The sequence below is a fragment of the Mycobacterium bourgelatii genome (assembly GCF_010723575.1).
In the GTDB taxonomy this organism is placed as follows: Bacteria; Actinomycetota; Actinomycetes; order Mycobacteriales; family Mycobacteriaceae; genus Mycobacterium; species Mycobacterium bourgelatii.
This window is the reverse complement of record NZ_BLKZ01000001.1, coordinates 2,587,002-2,612,350: the sequence shown is the minus strand read 5'-3', so window position 1 is coordinate 2,612,350 and position 25,349 is coordinate 2,587,002. Positions and strand designations below refer to the sequence as shown.

Annotated in this window: 21 protein-coding genes and 1 tRNA gene; 10 read left to right on the top strand and 12 right to left on the bottom strand. The window is 65.1% G+C overall.

Annotation, left to right across the window (positions count from 1 at the left end):
* Positions 1 to 31 precede the first annotated feature (31 nt).
* Positions 32 to 2,695, bottom strand: a complete 2,664-nt coding sequence (polA, locus tag G6N68_RS11605; RefSeq protein WP_163718498.1) for a DNA polymerase I — start codon at positions 2,693 to 2,695, stop codon at positions 32 to 34.
* Positions 2,696 to 2,828: 133 nt separating this feature from the next.
* On the opposite strand from polA, the gene G6N68_RS11600 reads away from it, so the two are divergent.
* Both G6N68_RS11600 and G6N68_RS11595 read left to right on the top strand, forming a co-directional pair.
* Positions 2,829 to 3,269 (top strand): Zn-ribbon domain-containing OB-fold protein, encoded by a 441-nt coding sequence (locus G6N68_RS11600; RefSeq protein WP_163711866.1) that lies wholly within the window; start codon positions 2,829 to 2,831, stop codon positions 3,267 to 3,269.
* A complete protein-coding gene (locus G6N68_RS11595) occupies positions 3,266 to 4,471 on the top strand; it encodes a lipid-transfer protein (RefSeq protein ID WP_163711863.1) in 1,206 nt (401 codons plus the stop codon). The genes G6N68_RS11600 and G6N68_RS11595 overlap by 4 nt, the downstream gene beginning before the upstream one ends.
* Positions 4,472 to 4,662: 191 nt before the next feature.
* Here the strand turns inward: G6N68_RS11595 and G6N68_RS11590 are convergent, their stop codons facing one another.
* Positions 4,663 to 5,283 carry an ANTAR domain-containing response regulator gene (locus G6N68_RS11590; RefSeq protein WP_163711860.1) on the bottom strand — a complete coding sequence of 207 codons (621 nt, stop codon included), beginning with the start codon at positions 5,281 to 5,283 and terminating at the stop codon, positions 4,663 to 4,665.
* A gap of 103 nt (positions 5,284 to 5,386) precedes the next feature.
* Between G6N68_RS11590 and G6N68_RS11585 the strand changes: the two genes are divergently transcribed.
* The 8 genes from G6N68_RS11585 to cydC all read left to right on the top strand — a co-directional run bounded on the left by G6N68_RS11585 (position 5,387) and on the right by cydC (position 14,300).
* Positions 5,387 to 5,463, top strand: a tRNA-Leu gene (locus tag G6N68_RS11585).
* A gap of 216 nt (positions 5,464 to 5,679) precedes the next feature.
* Complete coding sequence (locus tag G6N68_RS11580; protein WP_163711857.1) at positions 5,680 to 6,231, top strand: hypothetical protein; 552 nt, start codon at positions 5,680 to 5,682, stop codon at positions 6,229 to 6,231.
* Positions 6,232 to 6,386: 155 nt separating this feature from the next.
* On the top strand, positions 6,387 to 7,739 hold the full coding sequence (locus G6N68_RS11575) for an adenylate/guanylate cyclase domain-containing protein (protein ID WP_163711854.1): 1,353 nt from the start codon (positions 6,387 to 6,389) through the stop codon (positions 7,737 to 7,739).
* Between the two features lie 49 nt (positions 7,740 to 7,788).
* Positions 7,789 to 8,376 (top strand): HdeD family acid-resistance protein, encoded by a 588-nt coding sequence (locus G6N68_RS11570; RefSeq protein WP_163711851.1) that lies wholly within the window; start codon positions 7,789 to 7,791, stop codon positions 8,374 to 8,376.
* 94 nt (positions 8,377 to 8,470) lie between these two features.
* Complete coding sequence (locus tag G6N68_RS11565; protein ID WP_163718496.1) at positions 8,471 to 9,928, top strand: cytochrome ubiquinol oxidase subunit I; 1,458 nt, start codon at positions 8,471 to 8,473, stop codon at positions 9,926 to 9,928.
* A 16-nt stretch (positions 9,929 to 9,944) separates the two neighbouring features.
* Entirely contained in the window at positions 9,945 to 10,985 is a 1,041-nt protein-coding gene (gene cydB / locus G6N68_RS11560; RefSeq protein WP_163711848.1) for a cytochrome d ubiquinol oxidase subunit II, read from the top strand.
* Positions 10,986 to 11,041: 56 nt separating this feature from the next.
* Positions 11,042 to 12,664, top strand: a complete 1,623-nt coding sequence (cydD, locus tag G6N68_RS11555; protein ID WP_163718495.1) for a thiol reductant ABC exporter subunit CydD — start codon at positions 11,042 to 11,044, stop codon at positions 12,662 to 12,664.
* Positions 12,651 to 14,300 carry a thiol reductant ABC exporter subunit CydC gene (gene cydC, locus G6N68_RS11550; protein WP_163711845.1) on the top strand — a complete coding sequence of 550 codons (1,650 nt, stop codon included), beginning with the start codon at positions 12,651 to 12,653 and terminating at the stop codon, positions 14,298 to 14,300. Before cydD ends, cydC begins: the two co-directional genes overlap by 14 nt.
* On the opposite strand, the gene G6N68_RS11545 is transcribed toward cydC, so the two are convergent.
* The 10 genes from G6N68_RS11545 to trpC all read right to left on the bottom strand — a co-directional run bounded on the left by G6N68_RS11545 (position 14,275) and on the right by trpC (position 25,307).
* The gene (locus G6N68_RS11545) at positions 14,275 to 15,675 is read right to left on the bottom strand and encodes a bifunctional lysylphosphatidylglycerol flippase/synthetase MprF (RefSeq protein ID WP_240355442.1); all 1,401 of its coding nucleotides are present in this window, start codon (positions 15,673 to 15,675) and stop codon (positions 14,275 to 14,277) included. The genes cydC and G6N68_RS11545 overlap by 26 nt on opposite strands.
* Before the next feature lie 93 nt (positions 15,676 to 15,768).
* Positions 15,769 to 16,632 carry an acyl-CoA thioesterase II gene (locus G6N68_RS11540; protein WP_163711839.1) on the bottom strand — a complete coding sequence of 288 codons (864 nt, stop codon included), beginning with the start codon at positions 16,630 to 16,632 and terminating at the stop codon, positions 15,769 to 15,771.
* Positions 16,633 to 18,051, bottom strand: a complete 1,419-nt coding sequence (gene pyk / locus G6N68_RS11535) for a pyruvate kinase (protein WP_163711836.1) — start codon at positions 18,049 to 18,051, stop codon at positions 16,633 to 16,635.
* A gap of 163 nt (positions 18,052 to 18,214) precedes the next feature.
* The gene (locus G6N68_RS11530; protein ID WP_240355441.1) at positions 18,215 to 19,153 is read right to left on the bottom strand and encodes a phytanoyl-CoA dioxygenase family protein; all 939 of its coding nucleotides are present in this window, start codon (positions 19,151 to 19,153) and stop codon (positions 18,215 to 18,217) included.
* 142 nt (positions 19,154 to 19,295) lie between these two features.
* Positions 19,296 to 19,733: a DUF2752 domain-containing protein gene (locus G6N68_RS11525; protein ID WP_163711833.1), complete on the bottom strand. Its 438-nt coding sequence runs from the start codon at positions 19,731 to 19,733 to the stop codon at positions 19,296 to 19,298.
* Positions 19,723 to 20,097 carry an NINE protein gene (locus tag G6N68_RS11520; protein WP_240355440.1) on the bottom strand — a complete coding sequence of 125 codons (375 nt, stop codon included), beginning with the start codon at positions 20,095 to 20,097 and terminating at the stop codon, positions 19,723 to 19,725. Before G6N68_RS11520 ends, G6N68_RS11525 begins: the two co-directional genes overlap by 11 nt.
* Positions 20,098 to 20,158: 61 nt before the next feature.
* Positions 20,159 to 22,354 carry a prolipoprotein diacylglyceryl transferase gene (locus tag G6N68_RS11515; protein WP_163711829.1) on the bottom strand — a complete coding sequence of 732 codons (2,196 nt, stop codon included), beginning with the start codon at positions 22,352 to 22,354 and terminating at the stop codon, positions 20,159 to 20,161.
* Complete coding sequence (gene trpA / locus G6N68_RS11510; RefSeq protein ID WP_163711825.1) at positions 22,351 to 23,160, bottom strand: tryptophan synthase subunit alpha; 810 nt, start codon at positions 23,158 to 23,160, stop codon at positions 22,351 to 22,353. The genes G6N68_RS11515 and trpA overlap by 4 nt, the downstream gene beginning before the upstream one ends.
* Positions 23,157 to 24,455, bottom strand: a complete 1,299-nt coding sequence (gene trpB / locus G6N68_RS11505; protein WP_205351311.1) for a tryptophan synthase subunit beta — start codon at positions 24,453 to 24,455, stop codon at positions 23,157 to 23,159. Before trpB ends, trpA begins: the two co-directional genes overlap by 4 nt.
* A gap of 33 nt (positions 24,456 to 24,488) precedes the next feature.
* Positions 24,489 to 25,307: an indole-3-glycerol phosphate synthase TrpC gene (gene trpC / locus G6N68_RS11500; RefSeq protein ID WP_163711823.1), complete on the bottom strand. Its 819-nt coding sequence runs from the start codon at positions 25,305 to 25,307 to the stop codon at positions 24,489 to 24,491.
* Between the last annotated feature and the right edge of the window lie 42 nt (positions 25,308 to 25,349).

The window sequence follows — 25,349 nt, the reverse complement described above, 5'->3', positions numbered from 1 at the left end:
CCGGGGAGTCGACGCTGGTCCGGGGGTGCGCCTAGTGCGCCGCGGCGTCCCAACTGCGGCCGTAGCCCACGGAAACCTCCAACGGCACGTCCAGTGGGTAGGCGCTGCCCATCTTGTCGCGGACCAGCTTTTCCACCTGATCCCGCTCGCCGGGCGCGATTTCGATCAAGAGCTCGTCGTGGACCTGCAGCAATAACCGAGACGCCAACCCGGCCTCTTTGAGCGCCTTGGCCACCTCGATCATCGCCACCTTGATGATGTCGGCCGCGCTGCCCTGGATCGGGGCGTTGAGGGCTGCGCGCTCGGCGGCCTCGCGGACCTGTCGGTTGCTGCTGTCCAGCTCCGGTAGGTAGCGCCGACGGCCCAGCACCGTCGAGGTGTAGCCGTCCTTGCGGGCCTGCTCGACGATATTGAGCAGGTAGTCGCGTACCCCGCCGAACCGGGCGAAGTACTGGTCCATCTGGTCCTTGGCTTCCTCGGTGGAGATCTTGAGCTGGGCGGACAGACCGTAGGCGCTCAACCCGTAGGCCAACCCATACGACATCGCCTTTACCCGGCGGCGCAGTTCGGCGGTGACCTCGTTGATCTGCACGCTGAAGGCGCGGGATGCGACGAATGAGTGCAGGTCCTCGCCGGTGTTGAACGCCTCGATGAGTCCTTCGTCGCGCGACAGGTGGGCCATGATCCGCATTTCGATCTGGCTGTAGTCCGCGGTCATCAGCTCGGCGTAGCCGCGTCCGACGATGAACGCATCCCGGATCCGCCGTCCGGCTTCGGTGCGGATCGGGATGTTCTGCAGGTTGGGCTCGGTGGACGACAGCCGGCCGGTCGCCGCGATCGTCTGATTGAAGGTGGTGTGGATGCGGCCGTCGGCGGCCACCGCGTTGAGCAGTCCGTCGACGGTGACCTTGAGGCGGGTGACGTCGCGGTGGGTCAGCAGATGCTGCAGGAACGGGTGACCGGTCTTGTCGAACAGCGACTGCAGGGCGTCGGCGTCGGTCGTGTAGCCGGTCTTGGTGCGCTTGGTCTTGGGCATGCCGAGCTCGTCGAACAGCACCACCTGCAATTGCTTGGGCGAACCGAGATTGATCTGCTTGCCGATCACGGCGTATGCGGCTTCGGCGGCGTCGCGGATCTGGTTGGCGAATTCGCTTTGCAGCTCGGTCAGCTTGTCCAGGTCGACCGCAATGCCGGCGGCTTCCATGTCGGCGAGCACCTGTTGGACGGGCAGCTCCATGTCGCGCAGCAACGCGGTGGACTCGATGCGCTCCAGCTCGGTGTCCAGCGCGTCGGCCAGGTCCACCACCGCACGTGCCCGCAGGATCGTCGTCTGCACCGCCTGCTCGTCGACGCCGTCCACATCGTCGAGTAGCGAAAGTTGTTGTTGTTCAGCAGTTTCCGCGCGGAGTTCGCGGCGCAGATAACGCAGCGACAGGTCGTCGAGGGTGAAACTTCGTTGACCCGGCCGCACCAGGTACGCCGCCAGGGCGGTGTCGGAGGTGACGCCGTTGAGCGCCCAGCCGCGGCCGGCCAGGTCGTGGATGGCCAACTTGGCTTCGTGCAGCGCCTTGGGTTTGTCGGGATCGGCCAGCCAGGCGCCGAGCGCGGCGTCGTCCTCCGGCGTCAGCGTGGCGGTGTCGATGTAGGCGCCCTCGCCGTCGGCGGCCGCGATCGCCAGCGCGGTGGCGTCTCCCCCGTGCGGCAGGTGGGTGCCCACGACCGTCAGACCGGCCCGGCGGCCGTCGGCGGCGTGCTCCGCCAGCCACTGGCTCACCGTTCCGGGCTCCAGCGCGCCGCCGCGCACGTCGAAACCCTCCTCGACCTCGGGCTCGACCGCGGCCAGCGTGTCGAACAACCTGTCGCGCAGCACACGGAATTCCAGGTCGTCGAAGAGCCGGTGTATCTGGTCGCGGTCCCAGGGCTGCAGCCGCAGCGTGTCCGGGGTTTGCGCCAGCGGAACGTCTTTGACCAACTCGGTGAGGTCCCGGTTGAGGACGACGTTGGCCACGTGCGCCCGCAGTGCGTCGCCGACCTTGCCGCGCACCGAGTCGACGTTGTCGACCAGCGACTGCAGCGAGCCGTACTCGATGATCCACTTCGAGGCGGTCTTCTCCCCCACTCCCGGAATGCCAGGCAGGTTGTCGCTCGGGTCGCCGCGCAGCGCAGCGAAGTCCGGGTATTGCCGAGGGGTGAGGCCGTACTTCTCGAAGACGGCCTCGGGTGTGAAGCGGGTGAGTTCGCTGACGCCTTTGCGGGGGTAGAGCACGGTCACGTCGTCGCTGACCAACTGCAGCGAGTCGCGGTCACCGGTGACGACCAGCACGCGGTAACCCTCGTTCTCCGCCTGGGTGGCCAGCGTGGCGATGATGTCGTCGGCCTCAAAGCCAGGTTCGGACAGCACGGTGATACCGAGTGCGTTGAGGACTTCCTTGGTGATGTCGATCTGCCCGTGGAACTCGTCGGGGGTTGCGGACCGGTTGGCTTTGTACTCCGGGTAGCGCTCCGAGCGGAAGGTCTGCCGGGACACGTCGAACGCCGCCGCGATGTGGGTCGGGGCCTCGTCGCGCAGCAGGTTGATCAACATGGCGGTGAAGCCGTAGACGGCGTTGGTGGTCAGCCCGCCGCGGGTCTTGAAGTTCTCCGCGGGCAGCGCGTAGAACGCACGAAACGCCAGCGAATTGCCGTCCAGCAGCATCAACGTCGGCTTGGCCTGAGAATCGCTCGCGGCACTCACGGATCACACTCTAGGCACTGGGTACGACGGACTCGCGGCCGCCAGAAACTGGAACACGTTTCAGTTTTACGCCGGCGCTGGGTACGCTGGCCGGGTGCAAGACGTCACTAACCAAGAACCCGCAATCGACGGGTGGTTCGCCGTCGATGACGCAGGTAACCCGCATCTTATCGGCGCAAAATGCCCCCAGTGCGGCACCTACGTCTTCCCGCCGCGAGAGAACAATTGCCCCAATCCGGCGTGCGCCGGCGACGAACTAGAGTCCGTCGCATTGTCGCGCCGAGGCAAGTTGTGGAGCTACACCGAAAACCGGTACGCGCCGCCGCCGCCCTACCCCGCCCCGGACCCCTTTGAGCCGTTCGCCGTCGCGGCCGTGGAACTTGCCGACGAGGGCCTGATCGTGCTGGGCAAGGTGGTTGAAGGCACGCTGGCCGCGGACTTGAAGGTCGGCATCGAGATGGAACTGACGACGATGCCGCTCTATACGGATGACCTTGGTGTCGAGCACATCGTGTACGCGTGGAGGATCGCATGACGACTACGCCCGAACCGCTCTACATCCTCGGCGCGGGCATGCACCCGTGGGGCAAATGGGGCCGTGACTTCACCGAGTACGGTGTGGTTGCCGCGCGTGCCGCACTTGCCGAAGCCGGACTGGACTGGACGCAAATTCAGCTGGTGGCCGGCGCGGACACGATCCGCAACGGCTATCCGGGTTTCGTTGCGGGCTCGACATTCGCGCAGAAGCTCGGCTGGAACGGCGTACCCGTCAGTTCCAGCTATGCGGCGTGCGCCAGCGGTTCCCAGGCGCTGCAGAGCGCGCGGGCGCACATCCTGGCCGGATTCTGCGACGTCGCTCTGGTGATCGGTGCAGACACCACCCCGAAGGGCTTTTTCGCCCCGGTGGGCGGCGAGCGCAAGAACGACCCCGACTGGCAGCGCTTCCACCTCATCGGCGCGACGAACACGGTGTACTTCGCGTTGCTGGCGCGCCGGCGCATGGACCTCTACGGCGCGACGCTCGAGGATTTCGCGCAGGTGAAGGTCAAGAACTCCAAGCACGGGCTCAACAACCCGAACGCCCGATACCGCAAGGAGAATTCGGTCGAGGACGTGCTGGCCAGCCCGGTGGTCTCGGATCCGCTTCGGCTGCTTGACATTTGCGCCACCTCGGACGGCGCGGCCGCATTGATCGTGGCGAGTAAGTCCTTCGCCGAGAAGCATCTTGGTTCGGTGGAGGGTGTGCCGTCGGTGCGCGCCATCAGCACCGTGACGCCGCGGTACCCGCAGCATCTACCCGAATTGCCGGATATTGCAACGGATTCCACCGCGGTGGTGCCCGCACCGGATCGGGTGTTCAAGGACCAGATCCTTGATGCGGCCTACGCGGAAGCCGGCATCGGGCCCGAAGACCTGAGCCTGGCCGAGGTGTATGACCTGTCCACTGCGCTGGAACTCGACTGGTACGAGCATCTGGGGTTGTGCGCCAAGGGTGAGGCCGAGGCGCTGTTGCGCAGCGGCGCGACCACCGTCGGCGGCAGGATCCCCGTCAACCCGTCGGGCGGGCTGGCGTGCTTCGGCGAGGCCATTCCGGCGCAGGCGATCGCGCAGGTCTGCGAGCTGACCTGGCAACTGCGTGGGCAGGCCACCGGTCGGCAGGTGGAGAACGCGAAGGTGGGCATTACCGCGAACCAGGGTCTGTTCGGCCACGGCTCTTCGGTGATCGTCGCCCGCTAGATATTGTGCGGGGGCGCGCGAGCCTCCCCTCGGCGCGAGCGCGCGCAAATGTACGGGTTTACCCGGCGTGTCGCGTACAAACGCGCACCCTCGCGGGGCCTACCCCCACTTGCCGCAGCGCGAGCGCGCGCAAATGTACGCGTTTACCCGGCGTGTCGCGTACAAACGCGCACCCTCGCGGGGGCGCGGAGCTACTCCTTGGGCTCCTTGGGGTCGAGAGTTTCCAGGACGACCTCGGCGACGCGCTTCATGGTGGTCCGCCGGTCCATGGCCGCGCGCTGGATCCACTTGAACGCTTCCGGCTCGGTCATGCCCTGTTTGGCCTGTAGCAGGCCCTTGGCGCGCTCGACGAGCTTGCGGGTTTCCAGACGGTCGGACAAAGTCGCGACCTCGTCCTCCAACGCGGTGATCTCGCTGAACCGGCTGAGCGCCAGCTCGATGGCCGGAATCAGGTCGCTGATGGTGAAGGGCTTGACCAGATATGCCATCGCTCCGGCGTCACGCGCGCGCTCCACCAGATCGCGCTGACTGAACGCGGTAAGCACCACGATCGGCGCGATTCGCTTGCTTGCGATCTCGGATGCGGCGTCGATCCCGTCCCGACGCGGCATCTTGACGTCCATGATCACCAGATCGGGGTTATGGCGCTCGGCCAGCTCGACGGCTTCCTGCCCGTCGCCGGCCTCGCCGACGATCTCGTACCCCTCCTCTCGCAGCATCTCCGCCAGGTCCATGCGGATCAGCGCTTCGTCTTCGGCGATCAGGACGCGGCGTGGTTTTGCGGCTTCGGCGTCGTTGGTGGGCCCGGTCATGACGGACATTGTGTCGCGGGCGCTCACAAACAGAAACCTTGGGGGGCGGTGAGTCGGAATCCGACTGTTCTAAGGTATTAAGGCCGTAGAGCATTGAAGCAAGGCCCTCGTATCCCAACTGGCAGAGGAAACGGATTCAAAACCCGTACAGTGTGAGTTCGAATCTCACCGAGGGCACCAGAAATCGCAGTTCACAACGGGTGACCGCATTAGCCGGCTCGCTGGCACCAATTGCGTCCGCACTAGTGCGCCGGCCATCAGCAAAATGCGCCCGTAGCGGGCCAGGTCAGGGTAATCGTCGTGTGACCCTGGACAGAGAGGCGCTGTCGCAAACGGGAGCGCGCTACGGCGCAACGACGCTGGTAGTTCCTCCACTTCTTCCACTACCTTCGCCCCATGACTAGGGCGCGGGCGATCTTGGCCTACAGCGGGTTCTTTATCGCAATCGTCGCCATACTGGTCCAACTGGGTACGGCTAGCAGGAGACTGCGCGACGAGCACCCGTACTTCGAGAGCACCTGGCCTTACGGGCTGGAGCTGGGCGCGGTCCTCGGCGTCGCCTATTCGGTCTGGTTCTTCGTCGTGGCACCCAGGGACGATTCGTTTAAGCGCCACATCGGCACCTACGTCGCGATCGTTGTGGGCGGGCTCATCTGTGGTGTCTCGTGGGCGCCATGGGTCAACGTGTACCTGGACTCTGGTCCGGAGATCACTACGGCGGGAACCGTCAAGGTGATTGAAGGCAAGCCGATTTGGCCGCCTAGAGGAAAGCATCCACCGAGCCGCAGCGTTACGGCGGTCATCGATGGAGTAGTGCGGCAAGCGGAATTCAATCCGCAGCGACATTATTGGCACGTGACTAGCACGCGGAGTGGCGGGTCAGTACTGCTGACGGTACGCTCGGGGTTTTTCGGCATACCTTGGATCGCGGATATGAGCGACTACTAGGGGTACGGCCCCTACACGGCGACTGTGATTCCGTCACCACACCGCCATCGCCCAGTATCCGGGCCAGGTGGCCGTCGGCCCCTTTGGCCTCGATGCCGGTGATCAGCTGACGCCGGCAGCGGTAAATATCGAGCTCAGCAAGTAGGCTGTGACACGTGGCGGCTAAGAAATGCGGTGCCCCACCCGTCCAGTTCGACGGCTCCCCCCGCCCGGACTGTAAAGCCGTCGTGCGTGAACAGACCCGCGACATCGGCCAGCACTATGCGGCCAGCGCCGCGCGGCGGGCCCGGATCCTGAATGTCGCCGCCTGGTTGGCGGTGATGGTCAGCGTCAGCTTCATCGCCATCCAGTTGTTCATGGGCTCCTGGTACTGGCAGGTGATCTCGATCAACCTGGTTGGCACGACCATCTTCATGATCGTCCCCTTCTTGCACCGCTTCGGTGAGCTGGTAGGTCCCCTGACGTTCTTTGGTGCGGCGTACATGACGGTATTCGCCAGTCTTTGGGACGTCGGCACCAATTCGGGCGGTCAGCTCTTCTTCCTGGTGGGGGCCTGTTTGGCGGTGCTTCTGCTGGGCATCGAACACATCGTTTTGGCGAGCTGCCTGGCGGCGCTGGCCGCGGCCCTGGTCATCGCGTCGGAATTCCTGGTACCGCAAGACACCGGGCTGCAGCCCGAATGGGCCACGGCGACGGGCTTCGTCATCACCACGGTCTCGTCCGTCGTGCTCGTGGTGGTCACCGTGTGGTTTGCGCTGCGCGACACCGCCCGCGCCGAGGCGGTGATGGAGTCGCAGTACCAGCGCTCAGAAGCGCTGCTGACGAACATCCTTCCGCCTAGCATCGCCGAACGGCTCAAAGAAGGCGACCGCCACGTCATCGCCGACAAGTATGACGAGGCATCGGTCCTGTTCGCCGACATCGTGGGATTTACCGAGCGAGCCAGCGCCACTGCGCCGGCCGACCTGGTGCGCTTCCTGGACCGGCTGTACAGCGCCTTCGACCAACTGGTGGACAAGCACGGACTAGAAAAGATCAAGGTCAGCGGCGACTCGTACATGGTGGTCAGTGGAGTCCCGCGACCACGGCCCGACCACGTGCAGGCGTTGGCCGACTTCGCGCTCGACATGGTCGCTGCGGCTTCGGCTCTCAAAGATCCGAGCGGCCGACCGGTGCCGTTGCGGGTGGGAATGGCGACCGGCCCGGTGGTGGCGGGTGTGGTCGGATCCCGCCGGTTCTTCTACGACGTCTGGGGCGATGCCGTCAACGTCGCCTCGCGGATGGAATCCACCGACTCGGTGGGACAGATCCAAGTTCCCGACGACGTCTACGAACGCCTCAAGGACGAGTTCCTGCTGCGCGAGCGCGGGCACATCGACGTCAAGGGCAAAGGCATCATGCGCACGTGGTATTTGCTCGGTCGCAAGCCAGCACCCAAGCCCAGCGAGCCGCTCGCCCCCGAGGAAGCTCGGGAAACTACCCCCGAAACCAGCGCGGCACCTGTCTGACCTGGGTGACCCGTAAAGGGCCCAAAGTCCTCTGTACCAGAATCGCCACATGCGTCACACTGGTGCCATGGAACCCCTCCCAGTCCCAAGCTTGTTGCCACATCTCTGGAAGTCGACGCTCGCGTCGGGAATCCTGTCGCTGATTTTGGGCGCTGTCGTGCTGGCCTGGCCAGGACAAACCGTCTTGGTGGCCGCGCTGGTTTTCGGCGCCTATCTGTTGATCACCGGTGCCGCTCAGGTCGCGTTCGCCTTCGCGCTGCATGTGTCCGCCGGCAGTCGAGTCCTGCTGTTCATCAGCGGTGCGGCATCCCTGGTCCTGGCCGTGCTCGCGTTCCGTCACTTCGGGGACGCGGTTTTGTTGCTGGCCATCTGGATCGGCATCGGGTTCATCTTCCGCGGTGTCGCAACCAGCGTGTCGGCCATCAGCGACCCCACTCTGCCGGGCAGAGGATGGGCGATCTTCATCGGCGTCATCAGCTTGATCGCCGGGATTGTCATCATGGCCTCGCCCTTCAAGTCGATCATCACGCTGGCGATCGTCGTGGGCGTCTGGCTCGTGGTCATCGGCGCCTTTGAGATCGTCTCCGCAATTCGCATCCGCAAGGCCTCACAGGACCTCGACCGGCGCCTGGCCTGACATGCGCAGGGATCTGGCGCTAGCTTTGCCCACCATCGCCTACTACACTTCGTCGTAGTTTCGCTAGCAACGCCCGCAGCCTCGGGAGATGACAATGAATGTCGTCGACATATCGCGGTGGCAGTTCGGTATCACTACCGTCTACCACTTCCTTTTCGTACCGCTCACCATTGGGCTTGCTCCCCTCCTGGCGGTCATGCAGACGGCGTGGGTCGTCACCGACAACGTCGCCTGGTATCGGCTCACCAAGTTCTTCGGCAAGTTGTTCCTGATCAACTTCGCCATCGGCGTTGCGACCGGGATCGTGCAGGAATTCCAGTTCGGCATGAACTGGAGCGAGTACTCGAAGTTCGTCGGCGACATCTTCGGTGCACCGCTGGCCATGGAGGGCCTGCTGGCCTTCTTCTTCGAGTCCACCTTCATCGGGTTGTGGATCTTTGGCTGGAGCCGGCTCCCCCGGCTGGTGCATCTGGCCTGCATCTGGATCGTCGCCTTCGGGGTGAATGCCTCCGCGTTCTTCATCATCTCGGCGAACTCGTTCATGCAGCACCCGGTCGGCACGCACTACAACCCCGAGACCAAGCGCGCCGAGCTGACCAGCATCATGGACGTGCTCACCAACAACACCGGCCGCACGGCGTTCTTGCACACGGTCATGGGTGCGTTGCTGACGGCCGGCACATTCGTCGCCGCGGTCAGCGCCTGGTGGCTGGTGCGTTCGACGAAGAATCCCGATGGTTCCGGCATTCGCGCCATGTACCGCCCGGCGACCGTCCTGGGCTGCTGGGTGGTGCTGGTCTCCGCCGTCGGCTTGTTCATCAGCGGTGACTTCCAGGGCAAGCTGATGTTTCAGCAACAGCCGATGAAGATGGCTTCGGCGGAGTCGTTGTGCGACACCCAAACCGACCCGGACTTTTCGATCCTGACGGTCGGCAGGCAGAACAACTGCGACGCCCTCACCCGCGTCATCGAAGTGCCTTACGTGCTGCCATTTCTCGCCGAGGGCAAGACCAGCGGCGTCACGCTGCAAGGTGTGCGTGACATTCAGCGGGAGTACGTGACGAAGTTCGGGCCAAATGACTACCGCCCCAACCTGTTTGTCACCTACTGGTCGTTCCGCATCATGATCGGATTGCTGGCGATACCGGTGCTGTTCGCACTGGTCACGCTGTGGCTTACCCGCGGGGACCGAATTCCGAACCAGCGCTGGTTCAGCTGGTTTGCGCTGCTGACGATTCCGACTCCGTTCCTGGCCAACAGCGCTGGCTGGATATTCACCGAAATGGGCCGCCAGCCGTGGGTGGTGGTGCCGAATCCGACCGGCGACCAGAGCGTCCGGCTCACCGTGGCGGACGGTGTGTCCAACCACGGGCCGGGCATCGTTCTCACCTCGCTGATCACGTTCACGTTGGTCTATGCGGTGCTCGCGGTCATCTGGTTCTGGCTGCTCAAGCGCTACATCGTCGAAGGCCCGCAAGAACACGACGCCGAACCGGCTGCGCCGCAAGAACCCAGCGACGACGAGGTGGCGCCGCTCTCGTTCGCCTACTGACCCAAAGGAGCGGACAGTGGAAATTCAGCAAGTATGGTTCGGCATCATCGGGGTGCTATTCCTCGGCTTCTTCATCCTCGAAGGCTTCGACTTCGGGGTGGGCATGTTGATGGAGCCGCTCGCCCGAGTCGGCAAGGGTGACCGGGAAGCTCACCGACGCGCTGCGCTGAACACGATCGGCCCGGTGTGGGACGGCAATGAAGTATGGCTGATTACCGCGGGCGCAGCGATGTTCGCCGCCTTTCCCGGCTGGTACGCCACCGTCTTTTCGACGCTCTATTTGCCGCTGCTAGCAATCCTTTTCGGCATGATCGTGCGTGTCGTGTCGATCGAATGGCGCGGCAAGGTCGACGACACCAAGTGGCGGGCGCTGGCCGATTTCGGCATCGGGGCGGGGTCCTGGTTGCCCGCCGTGCTGTGGGGCGTTGCATTCGCCATTCTGGTGCGCGGGCTACCGGTGGATGCCAATGGCCACATCGCCCTGTCAATCGGCGACGTGCTCAATCCGTATACGCTGCTGGGCGGTGTGGCCACCGCGAGCCTGTTCTTGTTCTACGGGGCGATATTCACTTCCTTGAAGACAGCGGACGCAATCCGTGACGACGCCCACCGCTTTGCCACCTGGCTAGCGCTTCCGGCCACGGCATTGGTTGCGGCCTTTGGGGTTTGGACACAACTTAGCTACGGCAAGCAGTGGACCTGGGCCGTACTGGGTGTGGCGGTGGTGGCCCAACTGGCGGCCGTGGTGCTGGTGTGGCGTCGTATATCCGACGGGTGGGCGTTCCTGTTCGCGGCCGTGGTCGTGACATCCGTGGTGGTGCTGCTGTTCGGCTCGCTGTACCCGAATCTGGTGCCGTCGACCATCGACAACGCATACAGCGTGACGATCTTCAACGCCTCGTCGACCCCGTACACCCTCAAGATCATGACGTGGGTGACAGCGATATTCGCTCCCTTGACGATCGTTTATCAGGCCTGGACGTATTGGGTTTTCCGGCAACGCATCTCGGCTGATCGGATACCACCGTCGATCGGTCTGACGAGGCGTCCATCCTGAGCGGTAGACAGTCCCGAGCGCCGTTAGACCCGCGCCTGTGGCGGGCCTCTGCCGCGCTGCGCCGCTATCTGGTCACCACCGTCGCCTGTGGAGTGGTGATCTCCGGTTGCGCCATCGGCTCGGCGATCGTCCTGGCCGGCATCGTCGCAAATGTCGCCACAGACCCTTCGTCGCGCTGTTTGCGCTGCTGGCTCGAGCCAATTGGGCCCCTGTCAATCCTGTTGGTGCTGTGGACCGTCCGCACGCTGACGCATTGGCTACAGGCCCGTCTGAGTCAGCGCGGAGCCAGCGCGGTGATCGCCGATCTCAGCGGTCAGGTGCTTTCCGCCGTGACCGGCAGGCAGCCTCGCGAACTGGCTACCCAGCGGGACGATGCCGCCGTGGTGGTCACCCGTGGCCTCGACGGCTTGCGGCCATACTTCACCGGGTACCTGCCGACACTACTGTTGGCGGCGATCCTGACTCCTGCCACGCTCGCCGTGATCGCTGCCTACGATCTGAATTCGACTGTGATCGTGCTCGTTACGCTGCCGCTGATCCCGATCTTCATGGTGCTGATCGGACTGGCCACGGCCGAGCGCTCGGCCACGGCGCTGGCCGCCATGACCACCCTGCAAGCGCGGTTGTTGGATCTCATCGCCGGAATCCCCACGCTGCGGGCGCTGGGCCGCGCCGCAGGCCCGGAACACCGCATCACCGAACTCGGTGCTGCGCATCGACGCTCGGCGATGGCGACGCTGCGGATTGCCTTCCTGTCGGCGCTGGTGCTCGAATTGTTGGCCACCCTCGGGGTAGCGCTGATTGCGGTCAGCATCGGATTGCGCCTGGTGTTCGGCGAAATGAGCCTCGTGGTCGGTTTGACGATCCTGCTCCTGGCACCCGACGTGTACTGGCCACTACGCCGCATCGGCGTCGAATTTCATGCCGCACAGGACGGTCGAGCCGCCGCGGACAAGGCTTTCGCGCTGATCGGCAAGCCGGACGCCGCACCGACGGGTGAATTGACCGTTGCCGCACGCGGTGCGCGGATCCGCATCGAAAACCTCGGTGTCGAGGGCCGTGACGGGCCAGCACCGCAAGGCCTGACCACGATCATTGTGCCGGGCCGGGTCACCGTGTTGACGGGACGCAACGGGGCGGGCAAAAGCACCACGCTGCAGGTGATCGCCGGGCTCACCAAGCCGTCGCAGGGCCGGGTCACGCTCGCTGGGGTCGACGTGGCCGACCTGGAACCCGCCGCCTGGTGGCGTCAGTTGTCCTGGCTGCCGCAACGACCGGTACTGATTCCCGGGACCGTGCGCGACAATCTGGCACTCTTCGGTGATCTCACCGACCTGGAAGGAGCCTGCGCCGCATCGGGTTTCGATTCGGTGCTCGCCGACCTGCCGGACGGCCTGGACACCGAGCTCGGCCGCGGGGGCGTCGGTCTGTCGCTTGGGCAGCGGCAGCGGCTCGGCCTGGCCCGGGCGCTGGGGTCCAACGCACCCGTGCTGCTTCTTGACGAGCCCACCGCGCACCTTGACGCCCACACGGAGACCCGGGTGTTGTGCGCCATCGTCGAACGTGCCCGCAGCGGTGCAACTGTCGTGGTGGTCGGCCACCGCGAGCAAGTCATGGCGATCGGTGACCAGGTAGTCGAAGTCACGGCCGGCAGCGAGGTCAGGTATGCGGAAGTCTGATTACGCTCGCCAGGCAATCGATCTGCTTCGTCCGCGGCTGCCACGCGTATTGGCCGCCATCGCGCTGGGAGTGTTGTCATTGGGCAGCGCCTTGGCGCTCGCGGGCGTTTCGGCGTGGCTCATCACCCGCGCCGCGCAGATGCCGCCCGTACTTCATCTGTCCGTCGCCGTCGTCTTGGTGCGAACATTCGCGATATCCCGCGGTGTGCTGCACTACTGCGAACGGTTGGCCACGCATGACACCGCGCTCCGCGCGGCCAGCACGGCCCGGGCGCAGATTTATCACCGACTCGCGAACGGTCCTGCGGCGATGGTGGTCCGGCTGCACAGCGGTGAACTGGTGTCCCGAGTGGGCGCTGACGTCGACGCGCTCTCGGACGTGCTGGTGCGCGCCGTGGTGCCGATCGGCGTCGCCGCAGTGCTGGCGCTGGCGGCCGTCGGCGTCGTCGGTGCCATCTCACCGGCGGCCGCCACCGTACTGGCCCTCTGCATGATCACCGCCGGAGTCATCGCACCTTGGCTTTCCGGCAAGGCCGCCGCAAAACAGGAAAAGGTTGCCAGCCAACATCATTCCGAACGCGACACGGCGGCGATGCTCGCTCTCGAGCACGCTGCCGAGCTTCGCGTCGCGGGTGTCTTGCCCGAGGTCATCGCTGAATCGCAGCGGCGGCAGCGCGACTGGGGTGATGCCCTGGATGCGGCCGCCAAGCCGGCGGCCATCGCCGAAGCCCTACCGACCGCCGCCGTCGCGGTCAGTGTGCTCGGCGCGGTGCTAGCCGGTATCACCATGGCACCCACCGTGGCCCCGACGACGCTGGCGGTCTTGATGCTGTTGCCGTTGTCGGCGTTCGAGGCGACCACCGCTTTGCCGGCGGCCACCGTCCAGTTGACACGGTCACGGATTGCGTTGCGTCGCTTGCTCGATCTTGCGCCGCCCTCGTCCCGTCCGCCGAGGCCACGAATGACGCCGCCGGCTGCGACGGGCCGGTTGGTCGCCGACGTGCACTTCGGTCACCCCGACACCCTGCCGCAGCAAGCCTCGGTCGATCTACCACCGGGGGCCCGCCTCGCCGTCACCGGTGCCAGCGGGGTTGGTAAAACGACACTGCTGATGACCTTGGCCGGATTGCTGCCGCCGATACGGGGAGAGGTCACGTTGAATGGGACCGCTCTGGCCGACTTCGACGAGACCGAGTTACACCGCACCGTAAGCTTTTTCGCAGAGGACGCACATATATTCGCCACCACCGTGCGGGACAACCTGCTGGTGGCTCGCGGCGACTGCACGGACGATGAACTCATCGAAGCGCTGGAGGCGGTCGGCCTGGGCGGCTGGTTGTCCGGATTGCCTGACGGCCTGTCGACGGTGTTGGTCGGTGGCGCGCAAGCGGTCTCGGCGGGCCAGCGTCGGCGGCTGCTGTTGGCACGGGCGGTCCTCTCCCCCGCTCGGATCGTGCTGCTGGACGAACCCACCGAGCACCTGCCCGCAACCGACGCCGACGTAGTGCTGCGCGACATATTGAAAACCCCCGGGCTCTTTGGCTCGCAGAAAACGGTTGTGGTAGCTACTCACCAGCTGCCAACGGATATCCACTGTGCAGAGCTGGCCGTCACAGGTGTCGTCGCCGCGGCATGAACTCAAGCGACAGCAACACGAACATCAGTGGGATCACCTGAGTAAGCGACACGAGGGCGTAGCGCCGCTCCGCCATGGCGTGGAACTTGCGTACGTAGCGGTACAGCGATTCCAGCGCTATCAGCGGATCCAGGAGGTGGATCAACCAGTAGGCGCAACGCCGCCGCAGCCCGCCCCGGCCAGGATCGTCGAACAAGTCGCTGAACGCGGCGAACGCCAAGGAAACCCGCTGCACTCCTGACTGTTTCGCCGCTGCGATCATGTCGACGCTCAGCCGTTCGTCAATACCGTTGGGGGCGTCCCGTCGGCGCCACGGGACATCAAGGGAGAAGTCGCTACCGCCGCCGGCGGTCGCGTAGCGATGAAAGCCCACTGCGGCGCCTGATGCGTCGCGGGCGATGATCAGCTGTGTCCCCGGGAATCGACCTTCGAGAACACCGTCCAGATTCATGCAATAGCCGCGATCGGTATGGGCGCCTTTGGCGGAGGCCCGCACCACCGCCGCCAGTTCCGCGCGCTGCCTGTCGTCGAGGTCCTGCTCGGCAACGATCTCGGTCGTGATGCCTGCGTTGTGGGTGCGCTTGACCGCCTGCCGCAGATTACGAAACTTGCGCCCTACCAACTCGAAGTCAGCGACATCGACAACGACGTCGCTCCCAATGGGTATGGGTCGCAATGATTGACCGATCACCGCAGCATCGCTCCACAACGCCACCCTGCGCTCACCGCAACCGACCACCACCATTCGCCAACCGTGCGCGTGACACGTTGCGGCGAAATCGGCAACCAACTCTGGAAATTGCGTCTGGTCACCAATCGGGTCCCCGCTGACCACCGCGAACCCCATCCGCGTCCGGTAGGCGAGCGCAGCACTGCCGTCGGAACTGAAGTGGTAGCACTTTCCGGTCTGCATCGCGAACGGAGCCAACGGATCCCCGCTGGTGGTTTTGATCAGCGCCCACACCCGCGGCAGGTCGTCCGGCCGCGGACGCGCTCGCATCGGCCACATCAGCACCAGGCCGGACCCGACAATCAGCCCATCGCCGAGCACATCGAACGACAGCATGTGGACACCGACACCAAGGGTCACGAAGACGGCCGCTGCCGCTGCGTGCGCCGCGGTAACCGGACGCCCCAGGAAGATTCCGCGAGCGATCAGCGCCACCGCGCCCAGTACTGCCAGCGACCACCCCAATCGGGCGTCGGAAAGCCAATCGTTGTGTCGATAGTCCTGGGCTAGCAGAACCGCCAGCCAACAGGCCGCGCCGAACACGGCCAGAGCACCGAGCCACCGCGCTGCGGGCGAAGCGACATGGACGACAACGCGTTCGCGCGCAATCGCACGCGGTATCAGACCAAACGGCGGCGCTTTCACACTCAGCTCCTGATGAGTGCCACTACTCACAAACGCTACGCCTGCTCAGGCAGGGTGGGGCGCCGATTCGCGCGCCCACGCGTTGCGCGGTGCCTATCGAGCCCGAGGGGGAAAATACTTCAACACGCCCTCTTGCACCACCGTGGCGATAAGCTGCCCGGCGGGATCGAAAAAGTGCCCGGTCCCCAGTCCGCGGGAATCCGCCGCCACCGGCGACGACGTCGAATACAGCACCCAGTCATCGAAATTGACCTGCCGGTGAAACCACACCGAGTGGTTGGCCGAAGCCGCGAAGATACGGTCGTAGCCCCATGACAAGCCGTGCGTGGTGATTACCGAGTCGAGCACGGTCGTATCGGAGGAATACAACATCGTCGCGGTGTGCAGGACGGGATCGTCGGGCATCGGACCTAACGCCTTGAGCCACACCCGGTTATAGGGCAACCGATCACCCTTGTCCCGCATCACCCAGGCTGGATCGTTGGTGTATCGCCATTCCACCGGCTGCAGCGCGTTGACGAAATGCGGGACAGTCTCCTCATAGCCGCGCAACAGCTCGCCAATTGTCGGGAGGTCGTGCGGTCTCGGAACCTGCGGCGGGTCGACAGCGTGTTCCAGCCCGCGGCCACCCGCCATGTAGGAGATCAGCGCCGAGGACAGCAGCACTCCGTCCTGCACCGCATCGACACGACGGTTGGCGAAGCGCCGCTCGTCGCGCAGGCTTACGACGTGGAATTCGATGTCCTTGGCGGTATCTCCGCCGTTGATGAAGTGCACCGAGAATCCGCTGGGCGGTATGTCATGGCGGAGCGTGCGACTGCTCGCAACGAAGGATTGCGCCATGAGCAATCCACCGAATGTCCGCATCGGGTTCTTGCTGGGGTGGGATCCGATGAATCGGTCGTCGGCGACCCGCTGCAGATCAAGTACCGCCAGCAGTTCCTGAAAATCCGACAACTAGACGTCGTCCTCGCCGATCCGGTGCACGTGGATCAGGTTGGTCGAACCCACCGTGCCGGGCGGTGCACCCGCGACGATGACAACCAAGTCACCGCGCTTGTAGCGACCGAGTTCGAGTAAAGACTTGTCGACCTGGCGGATCATGCCGTCGGTGGACTTCATGTGCGGGACGATGAACGTCTCGGTCCCCCAGGTCATCGCCAGCTGGCTGCGCACCTCGGGCAGATCGGTGAACGCCAGCAGCGGCAGCGGTGTGTGCAGGCGAGCGAGTCGCCGCACGGTGTCGCCGGATTGGGTGAACGCGACGAGCGCCTTTGCGTCCAACCGCTCGCCGATGTCGCGAGCGGCGTAGGAGATCACGCCCCGCTTGGTGCGCGGCACGTGCGTCAAGGGCGGTGCGGCCGTGGAATTTTCCTCGACCGCGCACACGATGCGCGACATCGTCTGCACGGCCAACAACGGGTACTTGCCTACCGAGGTTTCGCCGGACAGCATCAGCGCGTCGGCGCCGTCGAGCACCGCGTTGGCGACATCAGAGGCTTCGGCCCGCGTCGGCCTCGAGTTCTCGATCATCGAGTCGAGCATCTGGGTAGCCACGATGACCGGCTTGGCGTTCTCCCGGGCCATCTGGATGGCGCGCTTCTGCACCAAGGGCACTTCTTCGAGCGGAAGTTCGACGCCCAGATCACCGCGCGCCACCATGACGGCATCGAACGCCAGCACGATGGCCTCGAGGTTGTCGATCGCTTCGGGCTTCTCCAGTTTGGCGATCACCGGTACCCGCCGCCCGACCCGGTCCATGACCTCGTGGACGAGTTCGACGTCGGATGGCGAGCGCACGAACGACAGCGCCACCATGTCGACACCAAGCTCCAGCGCAAAAGTCAGGTCCTCGACGTCCTTTTCCGACAAGGCGGGTGCGGACACGTTCATCCCCGGCAGCGAGATGCCCTTGTTGTTGCTGACTGGACCGCCTTCGGTGACCTTGCAGACGACGTCGTTGCCGTCGACTTGCTCGACCTGCAACCCGATCTTGCCGTCGTCGACCAGGACTCGGTCACCGGGCGTCGCGTCCTGCGCCAGCCTCTTGTAGGTGGTGGACACCCGGTCGTGGGTGCCTTCGCAGTCGTCGACGGTGATCCGGACAGTTTCGCCGTCGGCCCAGTAGGTCGACCCGGTGGCGAAGCGTCCCAGCCTGATCTTCGGCCCCTGCAGGTCGCAGAGAACGCCGACAGCGCGGCCGGTGGCATCCGAAGCCGCCCGCACCCGCTTATAGGCAGCTTCGTGGTCGCTGTAGTCGCCGTGGCTGAAGTTCATGCGGGCGACATCCATGCCCGCTTCGACGAGCGCCTTGACCAAGTCATCGTTTTGGGTGGCCGGGCCCAGGGTGCAGACGATCTTCCCGCGTCTAGTCACGACGACAACCATAGTCGCGCTCGGCCCCGTCTGGGTGTCCCGAGGTGTGACGCGTGCAACTTGACAGGGAACCGGTCGCCCTTGCGCGCGCGACTACGGGCCTAGACCTGGGGCGTACGCCATCAGAAAGCATTGCCACGCAAGGCTATTCGTGTCCGGAAAACTACCAGCCCAAACTGATCAGACGATCGGCTGCGCTGCTGGCGTACACCCGCGGCGGCGGCTCTTGAGCCGGCGGGGGTGAATCGTCGAATCTTGATGTCGCGGTGGGTGTCGTCGGCAACGGTCCCCCACCAGGCATGTAGCGCTCGAAGAGCGACGTCGCGATGGCCGCGACCTCGTCGTCGAGAGGGTACATATGCCGATACTGCAGGACCTGCTTCCCGATCAGACCGAGCCGCTCGGTGAAGGATGGAACGCGGCCAGGATCGAGCAGGGGCTTGTTGAAAGGAACGCGGTCGCCGCGCTGATATTCAAATGCGGCACTGATCCGTGGGCTGGTGCCCAACCGGCTGGCCCGTCCACCCCAGTGCAGGACCGCCTGATTCCAAGCGAGCATGCTGCCTGCGGTGGCCGGCAACGCCCGGATGTTCTGCGGGTTTGCGACGGCGGTGTTGCTCGGGCCGTCCCAACGACGCATCTGAAAACGCTCGTCGAGGTGCGCAGGCAGCACGTACATGCAGCCGTTGAGCGGCGTCGCGTCAGTGAACGGGAGCCAGACCGTGAGCGAATGGGGCGAGTTGTCCGGCTCGAGCGTAGGCACGGTGCGGTCGCGGTGCGGACCCCAGCCCGCTGACATGTCGTTGGGGTAGAGGTGCCAGACCCAGAAGTCGGGCAGGGCGCGGTACTCCTCACCCAGGACCGTCGAAAGGAAATTGCCAAGACCTTGGAAGGTCAGCCACAACTCGTCATAAACGAACGCGAAGGCCAGCGGTATCTTTCGCTCGGCCAGCGTGGCGATAGCGCTACGGAGCGGAATGATCGTCGACTCCGAAAAGACACCGGGCACCTGGACGTAGCCCTCACGGTTCAGGTCGGAGATCAGTGCTTTGGGGTCGCCAAGTCCTGCGAAGGCAGGCATCCCGTCGCCCTCGATCGACATCCAAGGACACAATTCGCGCCAGAACTTACGAAGCTCTGCATCCTGCGCTGACAACGACGTAACCACGAATAGTGATGATAGTGCAGCAAAGAGCGACGGTGACCCCATTACGGTCGGCGAAAGCGGGGCCGAGGCTACGTCCTCAGCCGCTCAGCACCGTCGGGACCAGTGGGAAGCCGGGGAGGTTCCGCACCACCATCCAAGCGCCCGAGACCACCACCACGGTGATCGTCGCGGGCAGCCATAGCGAGGTTTGTCCGCGGTGGCGGCGCACCAGGAACCACACCGCAGCTAGCGGCATGGCAATGAGCAAGAAGGCGTTGTCGTTGAAGGCGGCCACCAGGTCACCATGCAACAGATCGTGAACCATCCGGAGGCCACCGCAGGCCATGCAGTCCCAGCCGGTGAGAACCTTGAACGGGCACAGCGGGTAGACCGACCTGGCGTTGTGCGGGTCAGCGAGTCCGATGTAGACGAGGGCAGGGATGAGCAGCAACGCAGATCCCGCGGCTCCGTACCAACGGAGACGACGCTGGGACTGACCAGCTTCGGCTGGTCGGGAAAGCCGATCAGGTTCCATCGCGCAACGGGCGACCGTAGGGGTCGCTGACATTGTCGGTGAGGATCAGCAGGGCGTCGATAATGCCCCACACGACGGCGACTATCCCACAGGTGAATATGCCCACCAGCAGCTGCGCGACTCCGAGGCCGGTGTGCCCGATGTAGATGCGCCCCAGACCGACAATCCCCACCAGCCCCAGCAGCTGCAACAGGCCGCCGACCAACTTCGATTTGTCTGAATACGGTTGCCCGCTGATCGGATGCCGGCCGTAGGGGGCCGCGGGGTCGAAGTTAGCGCCAGGCATCCCACCCTGCGGATACCACGGCGAGCCACCGGGCGAGCCAGGATTCCCGTCGTCGCCAGGCCACTGCTGGTAAGTCACCGTTTCAGCATGCCAGACACGCGACCGCCGTGCCTGATGGTTTTACCGCCACGGTGAGGGGCTATCCGCCCGACCGCTGCCGCCGACTCCGAAATCGCGCCCGCCATCCCTTCCGGGCAGGCTCGCTGCTTTCCGGGGCACTTTCACCAGCACTTTCCGGGCCACTTTCGCCAGCACTTTCCGGGGCGCTTTCCTCAGCGCTGGGAGTTGCGGCCGGCTCAGCGGGGGCGTCCGGCGCGACGTCGGTCGGTGTCTCGGTCTCGGGCTGGTCTCCCTCTTCGTCTGCCGGGCCGGCTTCGGCGCCGTCAGACTCGTCGGGCTCCTCGGCCTGCGCTTCCTCAGCCTCAGCAAGTTCGGGCGCCGCCACTTCCGGCGCGACCTCACCTTCGGCTTCGGGCGCATCTGCTGCGGCCTCGTCGGCGCTTTCGGCATCTGCCTCAACGTCCGATTCGTCGGGTCCGTGGCTGGCTTCGAGTTCGACGGCTTCGTCCTCGGCAGCTGATTCCTCGGCCTCTTCGGGTTCCTCGGCTTCCTCGGGTTCCTCGGCTTCCTCGGATGCCACCAGCGCCTCAGGCTCGGCGGCGGCGACTTCCGGCGCGAGCTCTTCACCGCTCTCTGTCACGGCTTCCTCAACCGGGGCCTCGGCGACGTCGCTTGGCTCCTCGTCCACCGGTTCGGGCTCTGTAACGCTCGATACGTCGTCGGACTGATCCTCGGCGTCGGCCTCCGCGGTCTCGGTTTCCGCAACCTCGGCCTGCGCTGTCGCGGCCTCGTCACCTTCGGCGGCCGCGGCGTCCTCGGCGACCGGTTCCTCGGCGAGCTCGGCCTGCTCAGCGTCGGCCTCGGCAGCCTCGGCTTCTTCGGCGACGGCTTCGGACTCTTCGGCTTCGGCCTCGTCACCCTCGGCAGCAGCCAATTCGGCAACCTCGGCTTCTTCGGCCTCGTCACCCTCGGCAACCTCAGCCTCTTCGGCGACGGCTTCGGACTCTTCGGCTTCGGCCTCGTCACCCTCGGCAGCAGCCAATTCGGCAACCTCAGCCTCTTCGGCGACGGCTTCGGACTCTTCGGCTTCGGCCTCGTCACCCTCGGCAGCAGCCAATTCGGCAACCTCAGCCTCTTCGGCGACGGCTTCGGACTCTTCGGCTTCGGCCTCGTCACCCTCGGCAGCAGCCAATTCGGCAACCTCAGCCTCTTCGGCGACGGCTTCGGACTCTTCGGCTTCGGCCTCGTCACCCCCGGCAGCAGCCTGCACGGTGTCCGCCGAATCCGAATCGCCGACCTCTCCACCAGCGATGGGCGCGGCAACGGTCTTTGCCGAGGCCGCAGCGACGGTCGCGGCCTCAGGGGCAGGTTCTCTCTCGGGTTCGGGTTCTTTACCCTCCGCGCCAGCGCCAGCCGACGCAAGTGCTGGCTCCTTAGGTGCGTTCGACGCCAACAGCACATACACCACCGCGCCGATGAACACGAAAGTCGATGTAAAGGAATTGATCCGGATGCCGGCAATGTGAGTCGCGGTGTCGTCACGCAACAACTCGACGCAGAACCTGCCGACGCAGTAGAACGCGACGTATAGCCCGAACAGACGCCCATTACGGATCGTGTAGCGACGGTCCAGGTAGATCAACGCGGCGAATACCAGCAGGTTCCAAAGCAATTCGTAGAGGAACGTGGGCTGCACGATGTAGGCCACCTGACCGGTGGAGACGCCGTCAAGCGAATGGACGTCGATGAAACCGTCGGGGTCGCGGCGGTAGTAGATCTCCAGACCCCACGGCAGCGTCGTTTCCCGCCCGTACAGCTCCTGGTTGAAATAGTTGCCCAGGCGGCCGATCGCCTGTGCCAGAACGACGCCGGGCGCCGCGGCATCCAAGAAGGTTGGGAACGAGATTCCGCGCCGCCGACAGCCGATCCACGCGCCGACGGCACCGAGAGCGATCGCCCCCCAGATGCCCAACCCGCCGTCCCAGATGCGCAACGCCGCGCTCAGGCCGGCGCCATTCTTACCGAAATAGGTCGGAAAATCGGTCGCCAGGTGGTAGAGCCTGCCGCCGACCAAGCCGAACGGCACCATCCACAGTGCGATGTCGTAGACGACCCCGCGTTCCCCGCCACGGGCCGCAAACCGCCGGTCGCTGATCAGCAGCGCAACGACGATGCCGGTGATGATGAAAAACGCGTAGGCCCGGATCGGTATTGGCCCCAGGTGCCAGACCCCTTGCGGTGGACTGGGAATGTAAGCGAGCAGGGTCGTGGTCATGACGACCCCCTCTGGCGCACGCCGGCCGCCAGTTCCTCGGTCAGTGCGCGCAAGCTCGGTAATCCTTCGCCCAACGCCGACACCAACGCCGACCCGACGATGACTCCGTCGGCATATCCGCCGATCTGAGCCGCCTGCTCGCGCGACCGCACACCCAAACCCACGCCCACCGGAATGTCAGACACAGCCTTGACCCTCCCCACAAGTTCGGGCGCGGCATGGGATACCGCGTCGCGCGCCCCGGTGACGCCCATTGTCGACGCCGCGTAGACGAATCCGCGGGATGCTTCGACGGTCTTCGCCAATCGTTCGGGCGTCGACGACGGCGCCACCAGGAAGATGCGATCCAATCGGTGTTCGTCGGATGCCTCGAACCACTCTTGCGCCTCGTCTGGAATCAGATCGGGAGTGATCATGCCGTGTCCACCGGCCGACGCCAGGTCGCGCGCGAACGAACCGACCCCGTAGCGCAGCACCGGATTCCAATACGTCATCACCACCGCGCGCCCACCGGCCCGACTGATCGCCTCGACCGCGGCCAACGTGTCCCGCACTCGCACTCCCCCACGCAGCGCGGTCTCGGTTGCCCGTTGGATGGTCGGACCGTCCATCCCCGGATCGGAATAGGGGACACCGACTTCGACTATGTCGCAACCGGACTCGACCAATGCGGTCATGGCCGTCACCGAGGTCGGCACATCGGGGTAGCCAGTGGGCAGGTAACCGATAAGCGCCGCTCGGTTATTCGCCCGGCAGGAGTCGAAAAGTGGTGCCAGCCGGCTGATTTCGCCTTGCTCCACGGTCATGAGCTGCTCGGGTCCGAACTCCCCGCCTGCCCAGCCGGGGGAAGCAGGCCGAACCATTTCGCGGCCGTCTCTACATCCTTGTCGCCACGACCCGACAGATTCACCACAATGACCGCGCCCCTTCCCAATTCAACGCCCAGTTTCAGGGCGCCCGCCACCGCATGCGCGGATTCGATGGCTGGGATGATGCCTTCCATCCGGGACAACAGGCCGAAGGCTTCCATCGCCTCGGAGTCCGTGATCGGCTGGTAGTCAACACGTCCGGTCTCCTTGAGCCACGCATGCTCGGGACCTACCCCGGGATAATCGAGACCCGCCGAGATCGAATGCGACTCGATCGTTTGGCCGTCGTCGTCCTGCAACAGATACGAGAACGACCCCTGGAACGCGCCGGGCGACCCGCCCGCGAAGGTTGCCGCATGCCGCCCGGTCTCGACACCGTCACCGGCTGCCTCGTAGCCGACCAACCGCACGCCAGGGTCGTCGAGAAACGCGTGAAAGATCCCGATGGCGTTGGACCCGCCCCCGACGCACGCCACCACGGCGTCGGGCAACCGGCCCGCCTGTTCCTGGATCTGCACGCGCGTTTCCAAACCGATAATCCGCTGAAAATCGCGGACCATCGTCGGGAAGGGATGCGGTCCGGCGGCGGTGCCGAAGCAGTAGTACGTGTTGTCGGCGTTGGTGACCCAGTCGCGGAAAGCCTCGTTGATCGCGTCTTTGAGTGTCTTCGAGCCGGTCTCCACCGAGACGACCTCGGCCCCCAGTAAGCGCATCCGCGCCACGTTCAGTGCCTGGCGGGCGGTGTCGACCGCTCCCATGTAGATGACGCACTCCAGGCCGAGTAGCGCACACGCTGTCGCGGTGGCCACCCCGTGCTGGCCGGCACCCGTCTCCGCGATCACCCGGGTCTTGCCCATCCGGCGAGCCAGCAAGGCCTGACCGAGGACGTTGTTGATCTTGTGAGAACCGGTGTGATTCAGATCTTCTCGCTTCAAGAAGATGCGGGCCGACCCGGCGTGCTCGCCAAGCCGCGTGGTCTCGTAAAGCGGCGAAGGCCTTCCGGCGTAATGGGTCTGCAGCTTGTCCAGCGTGTCGAGGAAGTCTTGGTTGACGCGTTCCTTCTCGTAGGCAACCGTGACTTCTTCGATCACCGCCATCAACGCTTCGGGGACATAGCGCCCGCCCCAACGACCAGTGCCCCCGAAATGGCCGCCGGCATCGGGGTCGTGGCTGGTCCGTTCGGCAATCGCCGCACTCATGCGCGGCAGGTCCGGGCGGGATAGATCAGCCATTACTGCGGCTCAACGCGCACAGCTCATCAACGCCTAGCGAGCCGGCTTTGGACAGGACGGATGGGTGCCTGCGGTGACGAGATCGGCAACCGCTGCACGCGGGTCGCCGCTCTTGACCAATCCCTCACCCACGAGCACGGCATCGGCGCCGGCACCCGCATAGGCCAAGAGATCACCCGTGCCGCGCACGCCGGATTCCGCGATCCGGATCACCTCGCTGGGCAACCCGGGCGCGATCCGCGCGAAGCAATCCCGGTCGACATCAAGCGTGGTGAGGTCGCGGGCATTGACACCGATCACCTTTGCCCCGGCCTTCAGCGCGCGATCCGCCTCTTGCTCGGTGTGCACCTCCACGAGCGCGGTCATTCCCAGCGACTCGGTTCGGTCCAGCATCGACACCAACGCGGACTGGTCCAACGCGGCGACGATGAGCAACAGCATGTCGGCACCGTGCGCACGCGCCTCGTGGATCTGATACGGCTGCACCACAAAGTCTTTGCGCAAGACCGGAATTGAGACCGCGGCCCGCACCGCGTCAAGGTCATCGAGCGAGCCGTGGAACCGACGCTCCTCAGTGAGCACGCTGATGATCCGCGCGCCGCCTTCCTCGTAAGCCCGGGCGAGCTTGGCCGGGTCGGCGATGGGCGCCAACGGACCTTTGGACGGGCTGGCCCGCTTCACCTCGGCGATGACCCCAATGCCCGGCTCGCGCAGTGCGGCCATGACATCCAGGGGCGGCGGTGCCGCGGCTGCCCTGGCCTTGATCTCCGACAAGCTCACTAAGGCTTCGCGCGCGGCAACGTCGGCTCGGACTCCCTCGAGGATGGAGTCAAGCACGTTGGCCGGACTCATGCCTGCTGTTTCCCTTCCGACGCATTGCAGTCGATTTCGACG